The organism is Rathayibacter sp. VKM Ac-2857 (genome assembly GCF_013205025.1).
Classification (GTDB): Bacteria; Actinomycetota; Actinomycetes; order Actinomycetales; family Microbacteriaceae; genus Rathayibacter.
Window position 1 is genome coordinate 46,946 of the sequence record NZ_JABMLE010000005.1, and the last position, 24,053, is coordinate 70,998.

Below are 24,053 nucleotides of genomic sequence, written 5' to 3' on the forward strand. Positions count from 1 at the left end.
AGCTGTTCCGAGAATTGGGATTGCGCCGACTCGCCGCGCGGCCTGCTCCCGCTCTCCGTGCTCACGGGGCAGGGACCAGCACGGGTTCCCCCTCGGTGATCCCCGTCTCCCCGAACGAGTCCACCGCGACCCAGTAGTCCCGTCCTGCCGTGAGGGTCGGAAGCTGCAACCGGGTCCGGTCGTAGACCATCCACGAGTGGTAGAGCTTGTCGGGAGCGAGTCCGTAGCGGACGTTGTACCCGTCCGCTCCCGCGACGGGCACCCATTGGAGCTCGGCGGTCAGCTGGTCGACCCGGGCGGACATCACCTCGACGTCGACCGGCAGAGGCCCCTCCTTCGTTCCGAAGACCCGGAGGCCGCTGACGGCGAACGGCGATCCGAAGGGCATCCTGCCCGCGGTGACCCGGACGAAGCGCGCCGGGCGCGGACTCTCGAGCACGGTCATGCGGTGAGGAGCATCGACTCCGGAACCGCGCGTGTCCGAGATGGCCTGCCACACCACGCCGTCCTCCGACACCTCGATGAGCATCTCGGTGGGCTCGGAGTCGGGATACACGGCGCGGAGGGCGTCGATGACCGGCCTCCCGTCCGCACAGCGAGGCGCGAAACGGGCCACACCCGCGTCGGCGAGATTGACCTGGATCGCCGCGACCACGCGATCCTCGCCGAGATCGACCTGGATCCACTCGCCCTCCTCGGGCGAGCCCGCCGTCCACCAGCTCCGGATGTCCTCGTTCACCGCCAGAGACCCCGGGCGACCGTCGGCCTCGGAGGAGGTGACGACGCTCTTGTGATAGGAGAGCAGCATCCATCCGGCGAACGCGTCGCGCCACGGGTCGAACGGACCGTCGGGCACCACCATCGGGTAGTCCGCGAAGTTCTGGTTGCAGAACAAGACGCCGTCGGCGTCGAAGCCGGCGGGGAACAGACCGATCCGGCGCTCGAAGACGTGGTTCACCGAGATGCGCATCGTCGCGGTGTGCCACCAGTTGCCGTGGACGTCCTGGAACGTGCTGCCGTGACCGGCGCCGGTGACGAAGCCACCGGGCTTGGAGGAGTAGGGATTGTGCGGCGAGGGCTCGAACGGCCCGAGCGGCGACGAGGCCGTGACGACGCCGTCCGCGTAGGCGCTGCTCTGGGTGGCCGGGGCGGCGTACTGGAGGTGGTACCGATCACCGTGCCGCGTCATCCACGCACCCTCGAGGAAGGGACCGTCGCCGAGGATCGCGTCCGAGATCCGATCGACGAGGGTCGGTGACGTCTCCCGCACGGAGTCCCCTCCCCTGCGCTCCCATCCGTGCCGGCCCGCATCCGACGAGATCAGATCCCGGCGCTCGCCCCTCCCCTGGAAGGTCGACGGGTCGACTTCCCTCCCGCGCACCGGCGCCCGGCTCGAGCAGCCCCAGTAGAGGTACGTCCTCCCGTCGTCGTCCTGGAACAGGTGGGGGTCCCAGAACGGGAAGCCGCCCGTGGCGATCTCGGTGAAGTCGTCCTCGAGCGGATCGACGCTGCGGAAGATCGGGGACGCCCGCAGCCGCCGGGACGCGCAGATGTAGAGCGCTCCGTCGATCACGCTCACATCGGGCGCGTAGTCGAGGGCGGGCAGCCTGTCCGTGCTCCGGAACGACCAGGTGCGCAGATCCGACGAGTGGAAGAACCCGCGCGACAGGGAGACGAAGAGGTAGTACCTCCCCCGGAACAGGACCACGGACGGGTCCGCTCCCTCACGGTGCACGGACCTCCGCCCGAGGAGCGGACGGACGTCCTGATAGCGGTAGGGCAGGTCCACCGGATTGCAGACGACAGCGGGAGGCAGTGGCACGGGATCCGTCCTTCACGAGCGCTGAGGCGAGGTGCACGCGGGAGGGAGACTTCCCGGCTCCGCCGTCGGCACCACGGCGCAGCGAGGCGGATCAGCCGGACGAGCTGCGGAGTGGGATTCCCGGGTCGACCGGCGCTCCGCCCGGGTGCGGGGCTATGCTAGCCCTAGTTTCGAACTGCTAAACAGTCATTCCGAAAGTTGGCAAAGCAATGGCGTCTCACCTCCGAAGCTCCGAGTGGTACAGCGGCGACGACCGGAACGCGTACATCCATCGCGCGTGGATGCGACGGGGAGCGCCGTCCAGCGCCTTCGAGGGCCGCCCGCAGATCGCGATCGCCAACACCGCGTCGGATCTGACCCCGTGCAACTCCCACCTCGACGAGGTCGCGCAGGCGGTGAAGAACGGCGTGTACGAGGCCGGTGGGATCCCCCTCAACCTGCCGGTCGTCTCCCTCGGTGAGACCCAGGTGCGCCCCACCGCGATGCTGTGGCGGAACATGGCGGCCATGGCGACGGAGGAGATGCTCCGCGCGAACCCCATCGACGGCGTCGTCCTCCTCGGCGGCTGCGACAAGACGATCCCGTCCCTCCTCATGGCGGCGGCCTCCGTCGACCTCCCCGCTGTCGTGGTGCCGGGCGGCCCGATGATCACCGGGACGTTCCGGGGCCAGGACCTGGGCTGCGGCACGGACGTCTGGCGGCTGAGCGAGGAGGTGCGCGCCGGAGAGCTGCGGCCGAGCGACTTCCTGAAGTCCGAGTCGTCGATGATCCGCAGCAAGGGCCACTGCAACACGATGGGGACCGCGTCGACGATGGCGCTCGTGGCGGAGGCGCTCGGCACGATCCTCCCGGGCCTGGCAGGCACACCGGCTCCCGACAGCCGGCTCCTCGAGGCCGCTCACGAGACCGGACGCCTCGCCGTAGAACTCGTGCGCCAGGACCGCCGCCCGAGCACGTTCCTCACCAAGGCCAGCTTCCACAATGCGATCGTGGCCCTCGCCGCGATCGGCGGATCGACGAACGCGGTGGTCCACCTGCTCGCCATCGCCGGCAGACTCGGCATCGACCTCACCATCGACGACTTCGACCGCATCGGCGCAGACGTCCCGCTGCTGGTGAACCTGCAGCCGGCCGGACGCTACCTCATGGACGACTTCCACCGGGCGGGCGGGTTCCTCGCCGTGCTCCGCCAGGTGAAGGACCTCCTCGATCCCGATGCGCTGACCATCACCGGGCAGCCACTCGTCGATTACCTCGACGACGCCCGCGTCTGGGACGCGGACGTCATCATGCCCAGGGACGCCCCGCTGATCCCGCGCGCGGGGATCTCCGTCCTGCGTGGCAGCCTCGCGCCGGGCGGCGCCATCATCAAGCCCGCCGCCGCCTCCCCTCACCTGCTGAAGCACCGCGGTCCGGCGGTCGTCTTCCACAGCATCGAGGACTTCCACGCCCGGATCGACGACCCGGACCTCGACATCGACGAGAACTCGATCATGGTGCTCCGCGGCTGCGGCCCGAAGGGCTACCCCGGGATGCCCGAGGTGTCGAACATGCCGCTGCCGAAGAAGCTGCTCGAGCGCGGCGTCCGCGACATGGTCCGCATCTGCGACGGCCGGATGAGCGGCACCGCCTACGGCACCGTCGTCCTCCACGTCACACCGGAGGCCGCAGCGGGTGGTCCGCTGGCACTGGTGCGCACCGGGGACAGCATCCTCCTCGACGTCCGCGCCGGGCGCCTCGAGCTCGAGGTGCCGGCGGAGGAGCTCGCCGCCCGGACCCCCGACGAGCAGACCGTGCAGGCGTACGCGAACCCGCGCAGCGGCTGGGAGCGCCTCTACGTCGACCACGTCCTCCAGGCCGACACCGGCGCCGACCTCGACTTCCTGCGCGGCTCGCGCGGATCGGACGTGTCCCGTGAGTCGCACTGAGCGCTCGACCACTCTCGCGCCCGTGTCCGATGCGCTGATCGCCGAGCTAGAGGTGGCCGCGCCAGGAGGAGTCGCCACTCGCGCGACCGACCGACTCGCCTCCGCCCACGACGCCTCGCACTACCAGCTGACCCCGCAGGCGGTCGTCACCCCCTCCTCCGCCCGCCAGGTGGCGGACGTGCTGGCCGCCTCCCGCCGCCGCGGCGTGCCCGTGACCTTCCGCTCCGGCGGGACGAGCCTCAGTGGACAGGCCGGCTCCTCGGGCGTCCTCCTCGACACCCGTCGGCACTTCCGCTCCATCGAGGTCCTCGAGGGAGGAGCTCTGGTCCGCTCCGGCCCGGGAGCGACCGTCCGCGCCGTGAACACCCGGCTCGCGCGCTACAAGCGCAAGCTCGGCCCCGACCCCGCGAGCGAGATCGCCTGCACCATCGGCGGCGTCATCGCCAACAACTCCAGCGGCATGGCCTGCGGGATCACCGGCAACACCTACCGCACCCTCGCGTCCGCGGTCCTCGTCCTGCCGAGCGGCACGATCGTCGACACCTCCGCTGCGGACGCGGACGAGCAGCTGCACCGCGCCGAGCCCGCTCTCGCGCAGGGACTCCTGCGCCTGCGGGACCGGGTCCGCGCGGACCCCGCCTCCCTCGACACGATCCGTGCGCTCTACTCGATCAAGAACACGATGGGGTACGGCCTCAACTCCTTCCTCGACCACGACAGCGCGATCGACCTCCTCGCCCACCTCGTGATCGGGAGCGAGGGCACGCTGGCCTTCGTCGCGGAAGCCGTCTTCCGGACGGTGCCCGTCCACTCCTCCGTCGCCACCGGCCTTCTCGTGTTCCCGGATCTCGCGGCCGCGACCAGCTCCCTCCCCGCACTCGTCGCCGCGGGCTTCGCCACGATCGAGCTGCTGGACGCCACCAGCCTCCGAGTCGCCCAGCGCGACCCCGAGGCGACCGCCGACCTCCTCGCGCTGCGCGTCGTCGACCAGGCCGCGCTGCTCGTCGAGTACCAGGAGGACTCAGGGGAGTCGCTCGCCGTCCGCCTGGCTCAGGCGGTGGAGGTCCTCGCGACTCTGCCGCTCGCCGGGGAGGCGGTCCTCAGTACCGATCCCGTCCGCCGGGCTCAGCTGTGGCACATCCGGAAAGGCCTGTACACGCTCGTCGCCGGCGCGAGACCCTCGGGGACGACGGCGCTCCTCGAGGACATCGCGGTACCGGTCGAGAAGCTGTACGGCACCTGCACCGAGCTCATCCGGCTCTTCGACCGGCACGGTTACGAGGACAGCGTGATCTTCGGGCACGCCAAGGACGGCAACATCCACTTCATGCTCAACGAGCGCTTCGACGACCCCGTCTCGCTCCGGCGCTACGAGGCGTTCACGGAGGAGATGGTCGCCCTCGTCCTCTCGCAGGGAGGGACTCTGAAGGCCGAGCACGGAACGGGCCGGATCATGGCTCCCTTCGTGCGTCGCCAGTACGGCGACGAGCTCTACGACGTGATGCTCGGCGTGAAGGCGCTCGTCGACCCCGACGGCCTGCTGAACCCCGGCGTGCTCCTGAACGAGGATCCCGATTCGCACATCCGCGACCTCAAGACCACTCCCACGGTCGAGGAGGAGGTCGACCGCTGCGTCGAGTGCGGGTACTGCGAGCCGGTCTGCCCGAGCAAGGACATCACCACCACCCCGCGCGAGCGGATCGTGCTGCGCCGCGAGATCGCCCGGGCGAAGGAGGCCGGCGACACCGTCCTGCTCCGGACCCTCGAGAAGGAGTACGAGTACGACGCCGTCGAGACCTGCGCCGTCGACGGGATGTGCCAGACCGCGTGCCCGGTGCTCATCAACACCGGCGATCTCACCCGTCGGCTCCGCGCCGAGAGCGCCGACGCCCTCAGTCAGGGAGGCTGGAAGGCGCTCGCGAAGAACTGGGACGCGGTCAGTCGCGGCGGCGGGATCGCGCTCTCGGTCGCCAAGAAGGTGCCGTCGGTCCTGCCCGCGCTCGCGACGGCCGCAGCACGCGCGGTGATCAGCCACGACGTCATGCCGCAGTACTCGAGCGAGCTCCCCGGCGGCGGTCGCCGGCGGCCCGTGCTCACCGCTGACGAGCCCGTCGCCGTGTACTTCTCGAGCTGCACGACGACCATGTTCGGCTCGGAGGGAGGCGGAGGCGTGGGCGAGTCCTTCGTCCGGCTCTGCGAGCGCGCGGGGGTCGCGATCTCGACCCCCGACGATCTGCCCTCACTCTGCTGCGGGACGCCGTGGAAGTCGAAGGGACTGACACAGGGGTACGCGGTGATGAAGGACCGGGTCGCCGCGTCGCTGCTCCGGGCGACCCGGGGAGGCGCACTGCCGGTCGTCTGCGATGCGTCGTCCTGCACCGAGGGGCTCCACGTCCTCCTCGAGAGCGCCGGCGAGCTCGGCATCCGGGTCGTCGACGCGGTGGCGTTCGTGGACGAGACCGTCCTGCCCCGGCTCCCCGAGGCGTCGAAGGTCTCCTCCCTCGCCCTGCACCCCACCTGCTCCTCGAAGAGGCTCGGGATCGACGGTGCGCTGTCGCGGGTGGCCGCGGCCGCCGCGGACGACGTGCTGATCCCCGAGGACTGGGGCTGCTGCGCCTTCGCGGGCGACCGCGGCATGCTGCACCCCGAGCTCACGGCCTCGGCGACCGGTCCGGAGGCGGAGGAGGTGCGGCGCGCGGACGCCGCCGTGCACGCCTCCGTGAACCGCACGTGCGAACTCGGCATGACGCGGGCGACGGGCGAGCCGTACCGTCACGTCCTCCAGGTGCTGGACGACGTGACCCGCTCCTGAACGGGGAGGCGCTGAGCGCCTCCCCGTGTCACGAGCGGGCGTGCCGTTCGAGGTAGCTGTAGATCTCGGCCTCGTCCACGCCCGGGAACCGCCCGGTCGGCAGCGAGGCGAGGATCTGCGCGTGCAGTCGGGCGCTCGGCCACGCCTTGCCCGCCCACCGCGCCTCGAGGTCGCTCGGCGGACGTCGGCAGCACGACGGGTCGGGACAGGTGGACGTCTGCCGGTGCGTGGTCTCCCTGCCGCGGAACCATCGGGCGTCGTCGAACGGCACGCCGAAGGTGATCGCGAACGGCCCCTGGGTCGACTGGCCCGTCTGCACGGACGCCCAGTAGGTGCCGACGGGGGTGTCGGTGTACTGCCGGTACTCGGTCGTGCGGTGCGCCATCTCGGCGGCTCTGCGGGCTCCCCACCTGCGGCACACGATCTGCCCCTCCACCGCCCCCGTGACGTCGACGGGCAGCGGGAGGTCGTCGTTCTCGTACGCCTTCAGCACCTCGCCGTCCGCTCCGACCCGGAGGAAGTGGACGCGGATGCCGAAGTGCTCGGTCATGAGGTTCGTCATCCGCAGCGCCGCGGCCTCGTGAGTCACGCCGAACGCGTCCCGGAAGTCCTCGACGGCCAGATCGCGCGCCGTCTTCCGGTTCGCGAGGAACTCGACCGACTGACGCTGCGGCATCAGGCAGGCGGCGGCGAAGTAGTTGATCTCGAGCCGCTGATGGAGGAAGTCGGCGTAGGACTCGGGCGGCGTGTGCCCGAGGAGCTGGTGGGCGACCGCCTGGAGCGCGATCGACCGCAGGCCGTGCCCGCCCGGGATCGACGCCGGCGGGAGGTAGATGCGCCCGTTCTCCACGTCCGTGATGCTCCGAGTGGAGCGCGGGAGATCGTCCACGTAGACGACCTCGAGTCCGAGCTGCTCGACCATCAGGTGCACTTCGCGATGGGTGAGCGCGCCCGAGACGTGCCCGACCGCGCGGAGGCGCTCCTCGGCCAGGCCCTCGATCTCGGGCAGGTGGTTGTTCCGAGTGCGCATCGCGGCGCGCTGCTGGGTGTTCCGCAGGCGCGCCTCCTCCGGCGTCGCCGACGCCGTCCGCACACGGCGTTCGAGCTCGCGGTGCAGCCCGACGAGGACCTCGAGCACGTCGTCCGAGATGCCGCGCCCTACCTTCACCGCGGGCAGACCCAGTCCCGAGAACGAGGGCGAGTCCTGGAAGCGCCGCAGCTCCAGCTCGAGGCCCGAGCGGTCGTTCGGGGCCTCGAGCCTGATGAGCTCCTCGACGGACACTCCGAGCACGCGGGCGAACGCCGGCAGCTCGGACGGACGCGGCTCCCGGTGCCCGTTCTCGATCAAGGAGATCCGGCTGGCGCTCGTGCCCAGCGCGGCGGCGAGGTCGTCCAGGGTCATCCCCGCGCCGGTGCGGTAGTGGCGGAGACGCGCGCCGAGCACCAGGGCGTGGTCGTCGTCGGCGGGGAGGGGTCGGACGGGAGGCACGAGAAGCGCTCCTTCACACGGTGCGTCGGGCGGAGCACGATCCGGGGCGGGTCGGCGTCACGGGCAGGAACGGCCCGTCCGTCCGGCCGCGTCGCCGCGGATCGGAGGAAGGACTCGGGCTCGCGATCGTCTCGCTTGACGAAAGCGCAAGAACCGGAGTTCTTCACGCCAGCCGATCGGGTCGACGGCCCGAGTAACAGACCACCATCAGTTTGACCGACGTTCCACCAAACGAAAAGGGCCACGCCAATGACGCTGCTCCACGACCTCGAGGTCACGCACCGCACAGTCCTTCCGTTCACCGCCGTGCGCCTGACCGATCTGCCGGAGGTGGGCGGCAAGAACGCGTCCCTCGGCGAGCTGATCGCGACGTTGAGCGCGGCCGGCGTCCGGGTGCCCGGCGGCTTCGCCACCACCGCCTCCGCCTTCCGTCGGCACTTCGCCGCCTCCGGCCTGGCGGACTGGATCGCCGAGAAGCTCATCGGCCTCGACGTCGAGGACGTGACCGCTCTTGCCGAGACCGGCGCCCGCATCCGGGCCCAGATCGAGAGCGTCCCACTCGAGGCCGAGCTGGCCGACGCGATCCGCGAGGCGTACCGCGATCTCGAAGCGGACTCGCGCGGGACGAGCTTCGCGGTGCGCTCCAGCGCGACCGCCGAGGACCTCCCCGACGCCTCCTTCGCCGGCCAGCAGGAGACCTTCCTGAACATCCGCGGGATCGACAACATCCTCGACGCGACCCGCCGCGTCTTCGCCTCGCTCTTCACCGACCGGGCGATCGCCTACCGGGTGCACCAGGGCTTCGCCGAGACCGACATCGCCATCTCCGTCGGAGTGCAGCGGATGGTCCGCTCCGACCAGGCCGCCTCCGGCGTCATGTTCACCCTCGACACCGAGTCGGGCCACGACGGCGCGGTCTTCATCACCAGCGCCTACGGCCTGGGAGAGGGCGTCGTCCAGGGCGCGGTCGACCCGGACGAGTTCACCGTGCACAAGCACGCGCTGCGCCGCGGCCGCCCGGCCGTCCTCTCGCGCCGCGTCGGCTCGAAGGCGATCAAGATGGTCTTCACCGACGACACCGCCGTCGGACGCACGACCGCCTTCGTGGACACCGAGCCCGCCGATCGCCGGCGCTTCTCGCTCACCGACGCCGAGGTGACCGAGCTCGCCCGGTCCGCCCTCGCCATCGAGCGCCACTACGGGCGCCCGATGGACATCGAGTGGGGCAAGGACGCTCTCGACGGGAAGCTCTACATCCTGCAGGCGCGCCCCGAGACCGTGGTGTCGCGCCGTTCGGCCGGCACCATCGAACGGCACCGGCTCGAGAGCACCGGACCCCTCCTCCTCGAGGGCAGGGCGATCGGACAGCGCATCGGCTCGGGCGCGGTCCGCGTGCTGACCTCGCCTGATCAGATGGCCGACTTCCAGGCAGGAGAGGTCCTCGTCGCCGACATGACGGATCCCGACTGGGAGCCGATCATGAAGCGCGCCTCGGCCATCGTGACGAACCGCGGCGGCCGCACCTGCCACGCCGCGATCATCGCCCGCGAGCTCGGCGTTCCCGCCGTGGTCGGCACGGGGAACGCCACCGAGGTCCTCCACGACGGCCAGGACGTGACCGCGTCCTGCGCCGAGGGCGAGACCGGAGTCGTGCTCTCCGGCATCCAGGAGGTGCGGATCGAGCGGATCGAACTCGACTCCCTCCCTGTGCTCCCCGGGAAGATCATGCTGAACGTCGGTAATCCGGAGTCCGCCTTCGCGCTCTCGGCTCTGCCCAACGACGGCGTGGGCCTGGCGCGCATGGAGTTCGTCATCTCGCGGCAGATCGGGGTCCACCCCTGCGCCCTGCTCGAGCTCGACACCCAGCCGGCCGACATCCGAGCGGAGATCGAGGAGCGGATCGCCGCCTACGACAGCCCCGCCGATTTCTTCGTCCGCCGGCTCGCCGAGGGCGTCGCCACCCTCGCCGCGGCCTTCGATCCCAAGCCCGTCATCATCCGCCTCTCCGACTTCAAGTCGAACGAGTACGCCGGACTCCTGGGCGGCAGCCGGTACGAGCCGATCGAGGAGAACCCGATGATCGGGTTCCGCGGAGCGGCGCGCTACCTCTCGAAGGAGTTCTCGGCCGCGTTCGCGCTCGAGTGCGAGGCGATCCGCTACGTCCGCGACGAGATGGGGCTGCGCAACATCAAGGTGATGATCCCGTTCGTGCGCACCGTCGAGGAGGCGCGCGCGGTCGTGAAGAAGCTCGCCTGGAACGGCCTGCGCCGGGGCGAGAACGGGCTCGAGCTGATCATGATGTGCGAGGTGCCCTCCAACGCGCTCCTCGCGGATCAGTTCCTCGACCACGTCGACGGCTTCTCGATCGGATCCAACGACCTCACGCAGCTCACCCTCGGCATCGACCGCGACTCCGCGCTCGTCGCCGAGAGCTTCGACGAGCGGAACCCCGCGGTCATGCAGCTGATCGAGCTCGCGATCGACGCCTGCCGCGCTCGCGGACGCTACGTCGGCATCTGCGGCCAGGCTCCGAGCGACCACCCCGAACTCGCCCGGTACCTCTTCGACCGGGGGATCTCGTCCCTCTCCCTCAACCCCGACACCGTCGTGGAGACCTGGAGCAGCTTCGCATGAGCCGCATCGTCATCATGGGCCCGCCCGGCGCCGGCAAGGGCACCCAGGGAGCACTGCTCTCCACCGCCCTCGGCGTCCCGCACATCACAACAGGCGGACTGTTCCGCGACGAGGTCGACCGCGGCACCACGCTCGGACTCCAGGTCGCCGACGCCCTGCGGAACGGCCAGTACGTCGACGACTCCCTCACGACCGCCATGCTGCGCGGGCGGCTCCGGCGCGACGACGCCGCGACCGGGTTCGTCCTCGACGGCTATCCCCGGACGATCGACCAGGTCGCGGCACTCGACGACCTCCTCGAGGAGGACGCCGAGGAGATCGACGCGGTGATCCTGCTCCAGGTCGACGAGAGGACGCTGCTGGACCGCCTCTCGAACCGATCCGAGGACCGCGCGGACGATCGACCCGATGTCGTCCGGGAGCGGCTCGCGCGCTACCAGGAGCTCACCCACCCCATCGCCCGGGAGTACGAGGAGCGCGGCCTGCTGCGACGCATCAACGGCGCCTACCCGGTCGAGCTCGTGGTCGAGGCCGTCGTGGCGGCCGCCCGTGCCGTCCGGCATCCGCTCTCGATGCACGGCGAGCCGCTGCGGTGACCCCACCACCATCCCCGAGTACCGCCACCGCGGACGCCGACCCCCAGGAGCAGCGGATGAACCTCACCGAGCACCACCTCCGAGCCGCGAGCTGGGAGGACCGCGAAGCCTGCGCCGAGACGATGATCCCGCTCATCGGCGACCTCTACCGCCGGCACGGAGTCATCACCTCGCTGCACGGCACGAGCCTGATCAACAGATCGACGATCGAGCTCCTCAAAGCGCACCGCTTCACACGCCACCTCGACGAGACGGAGCTCCCTCTCGACGAGACTCTGGCGATCCTCCGCGCGCTCTCGGTGCTCGATCTCGCTCCCGCGTCGCTCGACCTCGCCCAGCTCGCCCGACTCCGCCGAACGGGCGGGGGCGAGGTCGACCTCGAGGAGTTCCTGCGCCGGGAGCTCGCCCCGGTCCTGGGGACGGAGCGTCGTCTCCCCGAGCGCCCCCGCGACGTCGTCCTCTACGGCTTCGGCCGCATCGGCCGGCTGGTCGCCCGGCTGCTCATCGAGCACGGCGGCCGGAGCCTGCGCCTGCGTGCAGTCGTCGTGCGGCGCGGCTCCGCCGACGACGTGCGCAAGCGGGCGAGCCTGCTCCGCCGCGACAGCGTGCACGGCCCCTTCGCCGGGACCCTCTCGGTCGACGAGGAGCGCGACACGATCCTCGCCAACGGCACGCTGATCCAGTTCCTCTACTCGGACGACCCGGCGACGATCAACTTCAGCCTGCACGGCATCGAGGACGCGATCATCGTCGACAACACCGGTCGGTGGCGCGACCAGGCGGGCCTCGAACGCCACCTCCTGTCGACGGGTGCCCAGCAGGTCCTGCTCACCGCGCCCGCCTCCGGTCGGGTGAAGAACATCGTCCACGGCATCAACCACGAGGATCTCTCCCCGGCCGACCGCATCGTCTCAGCCGCATCGTGCACGACCAACGCCATCACGCCCGTGCTCAAGGTGATCGACGACTTCGCAGGGGTCGTCAGCGGCCACGTCGAGACCGTCCACTCCTTCACCAACGATCAGAACCTGATCGACAACTTCCACGCCGGAGACCGGCGCGGCCGATCCGCGGCCCTGAACATGGTCATCACCGAGACCGGTGCGGCGAAGGCGGTCGCGAAGGCGCTGCCGGAGATGGCGGGAAGGCTCACGGGGAGCTCGATCCGGGTTCCGACCCCGAACGTCTCGCTCGCGATCCTGAATCTCCGCACCAGCAGGCCGGTGACGAAGGAGGCGGTCAACGAGCATCTGCGCCGGGCCTCGCTCGACTCGCCGCTGCGCCGCCAGATCGACTACGTCGAATCCCCGGAGATCGTCTCGACCGACATCCTGGGCTCCCGGCACGCGGGAGTCGTGGACGGCCTCGCCACCATCGAGACGCCGGACGGGGTGGTGCTCTACGTCTGGTACGACAACGAGTCCGGATACAGCGCGCAGGTCGTCCGCGTCCTCGAGACGCTCGCAGGCGGCCGGCTGCCCAAGCTCCCTCTCGCCGTCGCCGCCCGGACTCCTGACGCCGTCCCCGCCTGACCCCCACCTGACCCCCAGTCTCCCGCCCTCGGCGGGAACCGACTGGTGCCGCATCCCCCTGTCGCCGGCACCAGAGAAGGAGGCCGGGGCCCGCAAGGGCCTCGGCCTCCTTCCGCCCTCCTGCACCCGCGGGGACGGACCTGCGCGTCATGGCGCAGAGGCGCGAGGACCGCGCGTGTTCTGCGGTGATCCTGTTCGGTGATCGGTCGAGCAGACCGAGTCCTCCTGGATCGTCTCGATCTCGCGCCTCCGTGATTCCGTTCAACAAAGCTAGACTCTGTCTAGAATTAGACTTAGTGTGATGACCACATCGCCCCCGAACGGAAGACGCTCATGACATCCCACCCGCGCACCAGCACCTCCTCGACCCGAGGCCGAGCCGGTCGCCGAACTCGGGGCCTCCGGACCGCTGCGGCGATCGTCGCCGCGATCCTCGGCGGTCTCGTCCTCGTCCTGGCGCTGGGCAACGCGTTCCCGCCCGCCGCGAACTCTGTGACCCTGGCAGCGGCGGTCGTCTGGGCGTGGGTCGGACCGCAGCTCGTCGTCGCCAGCGCACTGGCGGTGATCCTCAGCGTCCCGCTGTGGCTCGCGGGCCGCCGGAAAGTTCTCCGAGGTGTCGCGTCCGGGTTGGCCGTCGCCGCCCTGGTCGCCTCGACGATCATCACCGGCGTGCTGGTGAACGCCGGCAGCAGGCTCGGCGGCTCCGTCGATCTCGCTGGTGCCGTGGCGCTGTCGGTGTCGGAGGAGGGACCCGACGAGGTCACGAGCTACACCACGGTCGACGGCGAGGCGCAGGAGGCGCGCGTCTACGAACCGGAGGACCCCGAGGGCGCACCGGTGATGATGTACATCCACGGAGGAGCCTGGGCCATCGGCGCCGCTGCCGAGTCCGACGCCAGCGCCCGCTGGTACGCCGACCAGGGCTGGTACGTCGTCAACGTCGACTACCGGCTCTCGACGGCGGAGGATCCCACGTGGGACAAGGCGCCGGCCGACGTCGGCTGCGCGCTCAGCTGGGCCGCACAGCGAGCCGGCGCGGCTGGAGCGGATCCCGAGCGCCTGACCGTGACCGGCGACTCCGCCGGCGGGCACCTCGCCCTGCTCCTGAGCTGGTCCGCCGCCGCGGACCGGGCGACGACGTCCTGCCCCGACCTCGGCGAGGTCCCCGTGCCGGAGGCCGTCGTGGCCTCGTACCCGGTCGGAGACATCCAGTACACCTACGACTACGGGAACGCGGCACTGGGCCTCGAGCCGAAGGACTTCATCAGCGATTTCCTCGGAGGCGAGCCGTCGGAGGTCCCCGACCGCCTGGCGGCGGTCTCCCCCTCGACCTACTTCTCGGAGGCGGCACCCGCGACCTTCGTCCTGCAGCCCGAGCGCGACGACTTCATCCCCGCCGAGGGGAACCATCGCCTCGTCGAGCAGGCGCAGAGCGCCGGAGTCGACGCGAGTATCGCCTCGATCCCCTTCTCCCACCACGGCTTCGACATCATCCCCGGCTCGCTCGGCGATCAGATCAAGAGGACGGTCACCGTCGCCTGGCTCCAGGAGCAGGGCCTCGCGCCCTAGTCGACGGGGATCGCACGGGCGGTGAGCGCGCGCCGCCGCCCGTGAGTCCGCGGCCGACCGCGGGACCCCGGACGACGAGCAGACGCGCCGCCGGGGACGTCCGGCTACTGCACGGCGGCAGTGAGCCGTGCCACGGTGTCGAGGATCTGCGCGGCGGCGGGCCGGGTCAACCACTGGTCGAGGGTGACCTCCCTCGACATCGCCCGGTAGTCGTCCTCGATCGCGCGCAGCCGCTCGACGAACTCCGCGCCGTGGATCATGACGGACACCTCGAGGTTGAGGCTGAACGAGCGCATGTCCATGTTGCTGGACCCGACGACCGCGATGTCGTCGTCCACCGTGAAGTGCTTGGAGTGCAGGACGGTCGGCTCCTCGTACAGGAAGATCCGAACTCCCGCCCGCAGCAGGGTCTCGTAGTAGGAGCGCTGCGCGTGGTAGACGACGTACTGATCGGCCACGGCGCAGGCGAAGAGCTGCACGTCGACACCGCGCTCGGCGGCCGTCGTGATCGCGTAGAGCATCGAGTCGTCGGGAACGAAGTACGGGCTGGCGATGATCAGGCGCTCTTGAGCGCCGTAGACCAGGGCGTTGAACAACCGCAGGTTGTTCTCCCCTTCGAAGCCCGGCCCGCTCGGGACGATCTGGCAGGCCACGGCGGTGGAGGAGGTCCGCTCGGCGGGCAGCTCCTCGGCTGTCGGGAGGAAGTCGCCGGTCTCCGAGAACCAGTCGGTGAGGAACAGCGCGTCCAGCGCCAGAGCGGAGGGCCCCTCGAGCCGGATCATCAGGTCCTTCCAGTGCAGCCCGCGGCGGATGTTGTCCGGCTTGTTGTAGCTGTCGTCGACCATGTTCTGCGAGCCGGTGAAGGCGAGGCCTCCGTCCACGACGACGATCTTCCGGTGGTTGCGCAGGTCGGGGCGGCGCCACGAGCCGCGGAATGGACGGAACGGCAGCATCTCCTGGAAGGGGACCCCGTTCTCCTCGAGCCACCGCCGGGTGGCGGGTCCGAGCGGATTGCGGATCGTCGCCCAGTGGTCGTAGAGGACGCGGACGTCCACGCCGCGATTGTGCGCGGCCAGGAGGGCGTCGAAGAAGGGCCCGGTGGTCTCGTCGCGCGCCAGGATGTAGAACTCCACGTGCACGAACCGCTTGGCCGCGCCGACGGCGTCGGCCATCGCCCTGACGGAGGCGAGGTAGTCGGGGAGCAGTGTCACGTCGTTGCCCCCCAGCAACGGCATCGAGCCCAGACGGCGATTGAGGTGCACCACGGACGGCAGCCAGCTGGGCGCCGGGTCGGTCGAGGAAGCAGTGTCGAGGGACGGGACGTCCTCGGTCACCTGGACGAAGAGGGCGTTGACGTCGCGCTGCTTGTCGCGACGATCCTGCGGGAGCCGGGTGCTGCCGAGCACCGCGTAGAGGATGCTGCCCGGGATCGGCGCGACGAAGATCGCCATCAGCCAGGCCATCGCCGAGCTCGGGCGCGTGTTGCGGGGCACGGTGACGACGGCCGTCAGCCGGATCAGGACATCCACGACGAGGACGACGGCAGGAACGGTCTTGAGCAGCGCACGCCAGTTCATCGGACGAGTATGCCGGTCGGTCCAGCGCGTCAGGAGAAGACGAGCTCGGTCGAGACGCTGCCGTGGCGCCGAGAGGTCGCCGTCAGCGTGACGACACCCGCCTGCCGGGTCGCGCGGAGGACCGCCAGCGCGCGACCGTAGTAGGTGCGGTGCCGATCGTCGGCGAAGGACTCCTCGGTCGCGGGCACTCCACTGCCGAAGCCGGCGAGCGTGGCGGGACCGTCGACCGCGAGGGTGACGAGATCGTCCGCGAGGGACTCGACCACGCCGTCGGCGTCGGCGATCTCGACGTTCACGTAGGCCAGGTCGCCGCCGTCGGCGGAGAAGTCCGTGCGTTCGGGTCGCAGCACCAGGCGCAGCGGTCCGCGAGCGGATCGCAGTCGGCCCTCGAGGGGGCGCGCCCCGGCGCTCCGCCCCACCGCGACCAGCTCGCCCGGACGGTACGGGACCTGGAAGCGCGCGAGGAATCCGTGCGCCGCACCCGCCTTGCGCGTGCCGATCCTCCTCCCGTTCAGGAGCAGATCGACCTCCTCTGAGGAGGAGTAGACCTCGACGTGGGCCCGCTCGCCGTCCCGACCCCGCCACGACCAGCTGCTGATCGCGTCGCTCGCACGCCAGGCCGCCTTCGCCACGGGCTTCCCGGAGACGTCGAGCGGGCGGACCGCGATCTGCGGCCGCTGCTCCGTCCCCCACGCGGCCTGCGAGAGCAGGGCGCCGGCGCCGGGGATCCCGGTGATGTCGAGAGAGCCGGATCCGCTCGTGAGGTGCGGATACGCCTTCATCAGCCACGCGAGCCGTGTTCCGTAGGTCCAGTGGCCGATGCCGACCTCGCCGAGATAGTCCCAGCCGGCCCAGACGAAGTCGCCGATCACGTTCGGCAGGCTCTCGACGAGAGGCCAGACCGCCGCGATGTCGCCCGGCTTCTCCTCGGTCCCGAGCACGATGCGGGAGGGATGCGCCTCGGCGTCCTTGCGCCACCGGTTGGCACCGTAGTTGTATCCCGCGACGTCGAGGACGTCGAAGACACCCCTGGTCGCGCGATCGGCGAAGGGCGTCACGGCGACGGTCTTCATGATCGGGCCCGCGAACTGCATCGAGATGTTGAAGGCGGTGCTGCTCATCGGGGCCTGCGCGCTCTCGCCCTCCCGGGGCGGCGCGGCATCCTTCTTGCCGAGTGCGTTGAGCGTCAGGTTGACACCCGCGGTCACCGGCCGCGTCCCGTCCAGGGAGTGGACGAGGTCCCGCATCGAACGGGCGAGCTCGATGCCGGCGCGCGACATGGTCTCACTGTTCTCGTTGCTGATCGAGAGCATGATGACGCTCGCCCGGTTCCGGTCGCGAAGAGTCAGCGCCTCGAGGTCCGCCTGCCAGTCCTCCATGAACCGGCGCGAGTCGTCGAAGGGGGTCTTCGGATTCCACCAGACGTCGGTCGTCTCGTCGATAGCGTAGAGGCCGACCTCGTCGCAGGCGTCGATCATCGCGCGCGACAGAGGATTGTGCGCGCTGCGGATCGCGTTGAAGCCGTTCTCCTTCAGGAGCCCGGCTCGGCGGAGTTCGGCGGCGGGAAGCGCCACGGAGCCGATGACCCCGTTGTCGTGGTGCACGTTCGCTCCGCGCAGCAGGACGGGCTCGTCGTTGACCAGGAGCCCGCGTTGCGCATCGAGGGCGAAGATGCGCAGCCCGATCCGGTGCTCCTGCGCGTCGACGACCGCCTCGCCGACGCGCAGCACGACTCGGCAGACGTACAGATGCGGATCCTCCGCCGACCAGAGCCGCGAGTCGGGGATCGCGAGAGCGAGGCGGGACGAGGTGCCGTCGGTCGTGGCGTGCGCACGGGCGACCACGGCACCCGCGTCGGCGATCTCGACGTCGACGCGCACGCCGGCGCGATCGGCGTTCGCGAAGGCGACATCGATGTCGACGGTCGCCGTGTCGGCGATCCCGGTGGTGCGGATCCGCACTCCGTGCGGGCCGAGGGTGATCGGTCCGCGCACCTGCAGGGCGACCGCGCGGTGCAGGCCCGAACCGACGTACCAGCGACTGCTCGGCTGCTCGCTGGTGTCCGCCACGACCTCGATCTCGTTCTCCTCGCCGGGGCGCAGCACGTCGGTGACGTCGACCTCGAGCTCGCGGTAGGCGTTGGAGGAACCGCCGACGCGAACGCCGTTGACCGCGATGGTGGAGACGCGGGCGATCCCCTCGAAACGCAGGAGCACGCGCTCCTCCCGCTCGACACCGCTCAGAGTCCAGCGCTTGCGGTAGACGTACCGGCCTCCGGGGAAGTACGCCCCGTTGAAACCGCTCGGAGCGTCCGGGCGCCGGGTCTCCGAGATCATCGCGTCGTGAGGGACTTCCACGGCCATCGGCGCGGCCCCCGCCCGCTCCACGCTCCAGCCGCCGGTGAAGGGGTGCCAGGCGAACCGCCCGGTGCCGTTCTCGTCACGGGAGGTGAGGTCGTACTCGACGGCGGAGCGCACGTCACCGGACTCGGGGGTCACGCCGCCACCTCCGGATCGCGCTCGGCCGATCGCCCCGTGACCGGGACAGGCCGCCCCGTGCTCCTGCGGATCATGCGCAACTCCTTCGTCGTCGACAGCTCGGCGGTCTCCGGCCACGTGCGCGGAGACAGCTCTTCAGAATTTCAGAGCAGAGCTAATATTTCAAGTGACTGCACGCCGTGCCGATTGATGAAACGCGGCGCTCCGACGCCTCAGGGTCGGAGCCCCTTGTCCGCCAGCCAGTTCTCCACGATCGTGTTGCGGATCTGCCCGCCCAACGAGTCGGGGTCCTGCCCGAAGCCGTGGTAGGCGAACGGGATCTCCGCCAGCGTCGCGTCGACGCCGGCCTGCAGCGCTCGGGCGATCAGGCCCCGATTGCCCTCCGCCGGAACGACGTCGTCGCGCTCGGGCTGGACGATCAGGGTCGGGGGCGTCTTTGCCGAGAGATAGGTCCAGGGCGAGACGACGACCAGCCGGTCGCGCATCGCCTCCGGTGCGCCGCCGAGGAAGTCGCGCACGAACTGCTGCGGGCTGCTCCCGAGCGGAACGGCGCCGTGGGCGTCCGCGTGGGAGAGGTCCCCGATCGGAGAGGCGGTCGCGACGGCGTCCGGCACCGGGACGGATCCGAGCGCGGGGCACGACGTGGTCGCGGAGTCGACGGCCGAGGACCATCCGAGCAGCAGCGCGAGATGACCGCCGGCGGAGTCGCCCAGCACAGCCAAGCGGCGGGGATCGGCTCCGGCCTCACTGGCGCGACGAGCGGTCCAGCTCAGGGCGCAGCCGACATCGGCGGGAGCGTCGTCCCAGGCGGGGTCCGAGGAGTCGCCCCGGCGATGGTCGACGGTCACGACGAACCAGCCCCTGCTCGCATACCAGCGAGCGGTCGCATCGGAGGACTCCGCCGACGCGCCCATCAGGTCTCCACCCGCGATCTGCATCAGCACCGGCGCATCGGCTGCGGCGGCGGGCTCGAAGACCCGAGCCTCCAGCGACCGACCCTCGACCGTGGCGTAGGCGGTGATCTCGTCCGGGCCGCGCGAGGGCGCCGCCCCCGCCACCGCACGGGCCAGATCCACCGAGCCGCCCGACGGCCCCGCCGATCCGACGAGAGCACCGGTGATCGCCGTCGAGAGGACCAGGGCGACAGCGACGATCGCGGTGGACAGTCCCGTGACCACGGGGCGATGGCCGGCGCACCAGATCGGTATGCAGAGGATCGCCGCGACGACGGAGACGAGGACCAGCTGCGGTCCGACGGATGCCCAGACGAGAGCCGCGGTCATCGTGACGACGTTCGTCCGGGGCGGGAGCCCGTTGCCCAGTGCGAGAACCGCGACGAGCGCGCCGAGCGCGAAGGCGACGATCGCCGCGGCTGTGCGCCATCCGAGGAGACGGCGCGAGCGCAGGAGTCGTCTCGAGCGGAGCCTCGTCACGGACGTCCGCGTCGACTCGGTCTCGGAGGCGCCCTGCAGCCCGCTCGCGTTCATGATGCCCTTCGGTCAAGGAGTGCCGCATCAGGATACTTATGAGACGACGTCTAAATTTAGACTAACTCCACGATCTGGGCCGGGGCTGGGAGAGGCGCGCCTCGAGCCGGACGCGCCGCCGCACACACCCCCGGCCCGCCCTCCGACTTCCGCGGTCGAAGAGCGGGCCGAGAGGGTCAGGTCCGCTGCAGCGGCCGCTCGGCCGCTTCGGTGTCGAACTCGTTGTGCTGGTCGCGCGTCTTGAACACGGCGTAGGCGGTCACGACCCCGATCGCGGCGAAGAGCGCGAGCAAAGCGTAGAGCAGGGAGGGTCCCCCCGCGCCGGCGATCGACGGAGTGAAGGCGGCGAGGATCGCGGCGAACAGCCGCGCGACCGCGATGATCGCGCCCTGCGCCGTCGTGCGGAGGAGTGTCGGGAACTGCTCCTGGGTCCAGATCTTCATGATCGCCTCGAACGCGAAGATGGAGCCGCCGAGGACCACGATCCCCGCGATGAACGAAGTGAGGAAGGAGTAGCCGAAGACGACGGGGATCAGCAGTCCGACGATCCAGAGGACGCCTCCCGCGGTGAAGTAGGTGAACCGCTTGGGCGAGTCCGCGATCTTCATGAACCAGAGGATCCCGATCACCGCCAGCGGGAGGACGGGGAGACCGATCAGGGCGGCGGTCGCGATGTCGACGTCGGTGAAGTTGACCAGGAGATAGGTGCCGAACTGGCCGCCCGTGTTGGCGGCGAGGTTCGTGAAGGCGTAGAAGACGACCAGACCGAGGAACGGCGTCAGATAGGGCTGCCGGAGCAGCTCGCGCACTCCGGACCGAGCCGCGCGGACCGTGGAGACGCCGGCACGGCGCTCGTCTCGAGCAGCCCTCCAGCTGTCCGATTCGGGCACGCCCAGCCGCGCGACCATGACGACGGTCGCCACCACGGCGATGTGGCCGAAGAGCATCTGGCCACCGAAACGACCCAGCCCGGCCGCCAGCACTCCGAGGCCGCCGGCGACGATGGATCCGACCAGCCACAGCAGGTTGGAGAGACTGAGGATCTTCCCTCGGTTCGAGTCGTCCGCCGCCTCGGAGATCGTCGAGAGGGACACGGGGAGGTCGGCCCCGGTCGCGAGACCGAGGAGGATCGCACCGATGATCACCAGTGGGAAGGAATCGGCGAGCACGAGGACGACGGCTCCGACGATGATCGCGAGCATTGTGACCGTGAAGACGGGGCGGCGTCCGAAGCGGTCCCCGAGGCGTCCACCGGTGACCGCGCCCACTGCGATGCCGAGCGTCAGGGCGCCCGACGCGAGACCGATCTGCTCCGGAGTGATCCCGAGCGCCTGCTGGTAGATCACCATCGCGGTGCTGAAGCTCACGATGGCGGCGGCGTCGATGTACGAGGCCATCCCCGCGATCACACCCACTCGCCAGGGACCCGGCGCGCGCCGACTCGTCTTCTCGTTCATGTCTTCTCCTTCGAAGCGACCGGGATCCCGGCGATGGTGGTGGGGTGGTTCAGGTGATGTGGGTGGTGTCGATCGGGACGAGGGAGTGCGGGTGCCGCAGGAGCCGCTCCTGCGGCACCCGCACTCAGCGGGACGCGTCGTTGCCGGCGTCGAGCGCGGCCTGGAGCGCGTCCTCCGCGCCGGGCAGGCCGGCGGGCAGGACCTTCAGCATGTCCGCGATCGAGAGGCCGTCGAACTGGGAGCCGGCCGCCGCGACGGGGATGCCGGGGTAGTGGATCCGCATGACCTCGAGGATCGCGTCCCAGACCTGCGGGGCGTCCTTCCTGAGGCGTCCGAGAGGGGTGTCCGTGGTGAGCAGGGGGCGTCCGCCGTAGCCGGTCGGGTCCGAGTACCGCCACGAGTGCGATCCGGGACCGACCTCCTCGGTCAGGCCGTCGGGATGCAGCGGCAGCACGACCGTCGCGCTGGTGCCCTGGGGAACCGTCAGCTCGACGGAGACCTCGCCGCCCTCCGCCCTCCATACGATCTCCGCCCGTCCGTGCGGAGTCTCGTGCGCCGTTCGCGCCCAGGTGAGCTCGCCCCCGGGCTGGGGTGCGACCCGGAAGCGCCGCCAGCCGGGCTCGGTCCGCTGGAGCCCCCCGACGACGCGGTGGAGCCAGTCCGCGACGGCGCCGAGGGCGTAGTGGTTGAGCGAGGTCATCCCGGTGGAATTGAGCGAGCCGTCGGGCAGGACCGCGTCCCAGCGCTCCCAGATCGTGGTAGCTCCCATGGTGAGGGGGTAGAGGAACGACGGCGCCTCGGTCTGCTGCAGCAGTGCGTACGCCTCCTTCAGGTGACCCGTGAGGGTCAGCGCGTCGGTGAGCAGAGGGGTGCCGGCGAAGCCGGTCGAGATCCGGTAGCCGGCTTTGGCCACGATCGCGGCGAGCTGCTCACCGGCACGCCGCTTCTGCTCTCCGTCGAGGATCTCGAAGGTGATGGCGAGGGCATAGGCCGTGGCTGTCTCGTTCACCAGTCGCCCCGACTCCGCGACGTACTCGCGGCGGAACGCCGTCGTCACCCGCTCGTGGAGTGCGCGGAAGCGCTTCTCGTCCTCCACCTCGCCGAGCAGCCCCGCGGTGTCCGCCATCTCACGAGTCGTCTTGACCAGGTAGGCCGAGGCGACCAGGTACCGGTCGGTCTTGCCGTCGGACGGGTTGGTGGACGGCGCGTCGGGGTCGAGCCAGTCCCCGAACTGGAAGCCGGAGCTCCAGAGACCGCCCTCGTCGAGCTGCCCCTCGACCTCGACGACGAAGCTCGTCATCGACTCGTAGCTCGAGCGCAGGATCTCCAGGTCGCCGTACTCCTGGAAGAGGACCCAGGGCAGGCTCACCGCGACGTCGCTCCACAGCGCGGTCGCCGTCGAGGGAGCGGCCAGAACGGTCGGGACGATCCAGGGGACCGTCCCGGCCTGCTTCTGCTCGATCGCCAGGTCCTTCAACCACGATCCAAGAACGCCGCGGACGTCGTAGAGGTACGCGGCGGTGGGGGCGAAAGCGTTGATGTCGCCGGTCCAGCCCAGCCGCTCGTCGCGCTGGGGGCAATCGGTGGGGATGCCGACGAAGTTGCCCCGCATCGACCAGACCGTGTTCTGGTGGAGCTTGGTGACGAGAGGATCGGAGGTCTCGAACCAGCCTGTGCGCGCCATGTCGCTGTGGACGACGACCGCTCTCAGCGCGTCCTCGGTGAGCGTCCCGGGCCAGCCCTCGACCTGCACGTAGCGGAATCCGTGGAAGGTGAATTCGGGCTGCCACGACTCCTCCGCCCCGCCGCGCAGCGTGTAGCGGTCGGTGGCCTCCGCGAGCCGGAGCGTCTCGAACTCGGGCTCCCCCTGAGGGGTGAGGAGCTCCACATGGCGGAGGGTGACTGTCCTGCCCGCCTCCCCGGTCACAGTGAGCCGAACCCATCCCGAGAGGATCTGCCCGAAGTCGACGATGGTCGCGCCGGCGGGACTGGTCGTGATCGAGACGGGTGCGATCTCCTCGATGCGGCGGATGGGCGGAGGCACGTCCTCCTCGAGCGAGGCGAGGTCCCACTCGAACGACTGCGCGGGCGCCCACGCCGAATCGTCGAAACCGGGTGAGTCCCAGCCGTCGGTCTCGAGGCGGGCGTCGTAGTCCTCGCCCGCGTAGACGCCGTTGGCGCGGACCGCTCCGCTCCCCACGCGGAACGAGTCGTCGGAGCCGACGACCTCGATGCGGTCGGCGTAGGCCAGCTCGAGACGGACCCAGAGGGCGGGGCGGTCGGCCCAGATCGCGCGGTTCAGCTCCCACGTGAGGGGTCCCACCGCCCAGCCCTCACCGACGACGGCGCCGAGGGCGTTTGGCCCGGTGCGGACCGACCCGCTCACGTCGTAGCTGCTCACCAGGACGCGATTCGCGTACGACGTCCAGCCGGGTGCCAGCACCTCGTCGCCGACACGAGCCCCGTTGAGCGAGGGCACGACGATCCCGAGGGCGGTGATCTTGAGCGTGGCGCTGAGCAGTCCGGGCTCGACCACGAACTCCTTGCGGAAGTACACCGCGGGCGTGTCGGACGTGGACGGCTCACCCGCACTGATGAAGGCGGGGTGGTCGACCTGCGACGCCCTGGTCGTTTCCGTCATGATCGCGGATC

General features: G+C 70.4%; 13 protein-coding genes. 6 read left to right on the top strand and 7 right to left on the bottom strand.

The annotated features are described in order from the left end of the window. Positions 1–61 precede the first annotated feature (61 nt). Positions 62–1,822 carry a family 43 glycosylhydrolase gene (locus tag HQQ86_RS20250; protein ID WP_216845741.1) on the bottom strand — a complete coding sequence of 587 codons (1,761 nt, stop codon included), beginning with the start codon at positions 1,820–1,822 and terminating at the stop codon, positions 62–64. Positions 1,823–2,031: 209 nt separating this feature from the next. Here HQQ86_RS20250 and HQQ86_RS20255 point away from each other — a divergent pair, with 209 nt between their 5' ends. Both HQQ86_RS20255 and HQQ86_RS20260 read left to right on the top strand, forming a co-directional pair. Beyond that, positions 2,032–3,750, top strand: a complete 1,719-nt coding sequence (locus HQQ86_RS20255) for an IlvD/Edd family dehydratase (protein WP_173290551.1) — start codon at positions 2,032–2,034, stop codon at positions 3,748–3,750. Next, positions 3,737–6,562: an FAD-binding and (Fe-S)-binding domain-containing protein gene (locus HQQ86_RS20260; protein ID WP_173290553.1), complete on the top strand. Its 2,826-nt coding sequence runs from the start codon at positions 3,737–3,739 to the stop codon at positions 6,560–6,562. The genes HQQ86_RS20255 and HQQ86_RS20260 overlap by 14 nt, the downstream gene beginning before the upstream one ends. Positions 6,563–6,590: 28 nt before the next feature. Here the strand turns inward: HQQ86_RS20260 and HQQ86_RS20265 are convergent, their stop codons facing one another. Further along, positions 6,591–8,051 carry a helix-turn-helix domain-containing protein gene (locus tag HQQ86_RS20265; protein WP_367948753.1) on the bottom strand — a complete coding sequence of 487 codons (1,461 nt, stop codon included), beginning with the start codon at positions 8,049–8,051 and terminating at the stop codon, positions 6,591–6,593. Positions 8,052–8,300: 249 nt separating this feature from the next. Between HQQ86_RS20265 and ppsA the strand changes: the two genes are divergently transcribed. The 4 genes from ppsA (at position 8,301) to HQQ86_RS20285 (ending at position 14,382) form a co-directional block, all read left to right on the top strand. Further along, positions 8,301–10,685 carry a phosphoenolpyruvate synthase gene (gene ppsA / locus HQQ86_RS20270; RefSeq protein ID WP_173290555.1) on the top strand — a complete coding sequence of 795 codons (2,385 nt, stop codon included), beginning with the start codon at positions 8,301–8,303 and terminating at the stop codon, positions 10,683–10,685. Then, positions 10,682–11,281 carry an adenylate kinase gene (locus tag HQQ86_RS20275; protein WP_173290557.1) on the top strand — a complete coding sequence of 200 codons (600 nt, stop codon included), beginning with the start codon at positions 10,682–10,684 and terminating at the stop codon, positions 11,279–11,281. Before ppsA ends, HQQ86_RS20275 begins: the two co-directional genes overlap by 4 nt. A 56-nt stretch (positions 11,282–11,337) precedes the next feature. Continuing rightward, the gene (locus tag HQQ86_RS20280) at positions 11,338–12,813 is read left to right on the top strand and encodes a glyceraldehyde-3-phosphate dehydrogenase (protein ID WP_173290559.1); all 1,476 of its coding nucleotides are present in this window, start codon (positions 11,338–11,340) and stop codon (positions 12,811–12,813) included. Positions 12,814–13,146: 333 nt separating this feature from the next. After that, complete coding sequence (locus HQQ86_RS20285; protein ID WP_173290561.1) at positions 13,147–14,382, top strand: S9 family peptidase; 1,236 nt, start codon at positions 13,147–13,149, stop codon at positions 14,380–14,382. A 104-nt stretch (positions 14,383–14,486) separates the two neighbouring features. Here the strand turns inward: HQQ86_RS20285 and cls are convergent, their stop codons facing one another. From cls to HQQ86_RS20310, 5 genes are all read right to left on the bottom strand, one after another. Next, positions 14,487–15,959 carry a cardiolipin synthase gene (gene cls / locus HQQ86_RS20290; RefSeq protein ID WP_173290563.1) on the bottom strand — a complete coding sequence of 491 codons (1,473 nt, stop codon included), beginning with the start codon at positions 15,957–15,959 and terminating at the stop codon, positions 14,487–14,489. A 29-nt stretch (positions 15,960–15,988) separates the two neighbouring features. Next, positions 15,989–18,457 carry a glycoside hydrolase family 2 TIM barrel-domain containing protein gene (locus tag HQQ86_RS20295; RefSeq protein WP_173290565.1) on the bottom strand — a complete coding sequence of 823 codons (2,469 nt, stop codon included), beginning with the start codon at positions 18,455–18,457 and terminating at the stop codon, positions 15,989–15,991. Positions 18,458–18,669: 212 nt separating this feature from the next. After that, complete coding sequence (locus HQQ86_RS20300; protein WP_173290567.1) at positions 18,670–19,944, bottom strand: alpha/beta hydrolase; 1,275 nt, start codon at positions 19,942–19,944, stop codon at positions 18,670–18,672. A 176-nt stretch (positions 19,945–20,120) separates the two neighbouring features. Then, positions 20,121–21,401 (bottom strand): MFS transporter, encoded by a 1,281-nt coding sequence (locus HQQ86_RS20305; RefSeq protein ID WP_173235805.1) that lies wholly within the window; start codon positions 21,399–21,401, stop codon positions 20,121–20,123. A 124-nt stretch (positions 21,402–21,525) separates the two neighbouring features. Further along, positions 21,526–24,042 (bottom strand): glycoside hydrolase family 78 protein, encoded by a 2,517-nt coding sequence (locus HQQ86_RS20310; RefSeq protein ID WP_173290569.1) that lies wholly within the window; start codon positions 24,040–24,042, stop codon positions 21,526–21,528. Positions 24,043–24,053 lie beyond the last annotated feature (11 nt).

Coding starts and splice junctions, on each gene's coding strand:
- HQQ86_RS20285 (WP_173290561.1), top strand. CDS start 13,147: ATGACATCCCACCCGCGCACCAGCACCTCCTCGACCCGAGGCCGAGCC.
- HQQ86_RS20255 (WP_173290551.1), top strand. CDS start 2,032: ATGGCGTCTCACCTCCGAAGCTCCGAGTGGTACAGCGGCGACGACCGG.
- HQQ86_RS20275 (WP_173290557.1), top strand. CDS start 10,682: ATGAGCCGCATCGTCATCATGGGCCCGCCCGGCGCCGGCAAGGGCACC.
- cls (WP_173290563.1), bottom strand. CDS start 15,959: ATGAACTGGCGTGCGCTGCTCAAGACCGTTCCTGCCGTCGTCCTCGTC.
- HQQ86_RS20300 (WP_173290567.1), bottom strand. CDS start 19,944: ATGAACGCGAGCGGGCTGCAGGGCGCCTCCGAGACCGAGTCGACGCGG.
- HQQ86_RS20310 (WP_173290569.1), bottom strand. CDS start 24,042: ATGACGGAAACGACCAGGGCGTCGCAGGTCGACCACCCCGCCTTCATC.
- ppsA (WP_173290555.1), top strand. CDS start 8,301: ATGACGCTGCTCCACGACCTCGAGGTCACGCACCGCACAGTCCTTCCG.
- HQQ86_RS20305 (WP_173235805.1), bottom strand. CDS start 21,401: ATGAACGAGAAGACGAGTCGGCGCGCGCCGGGTCCCTGGCGAGTGGGT.
- HQQ86_RS20280 (WP_173290559.1), top strand. CDS start 11,338: ATGAACCTCACCGAGCACCACCTCCGAGCCGCGAGCTGGGAGGACCGC.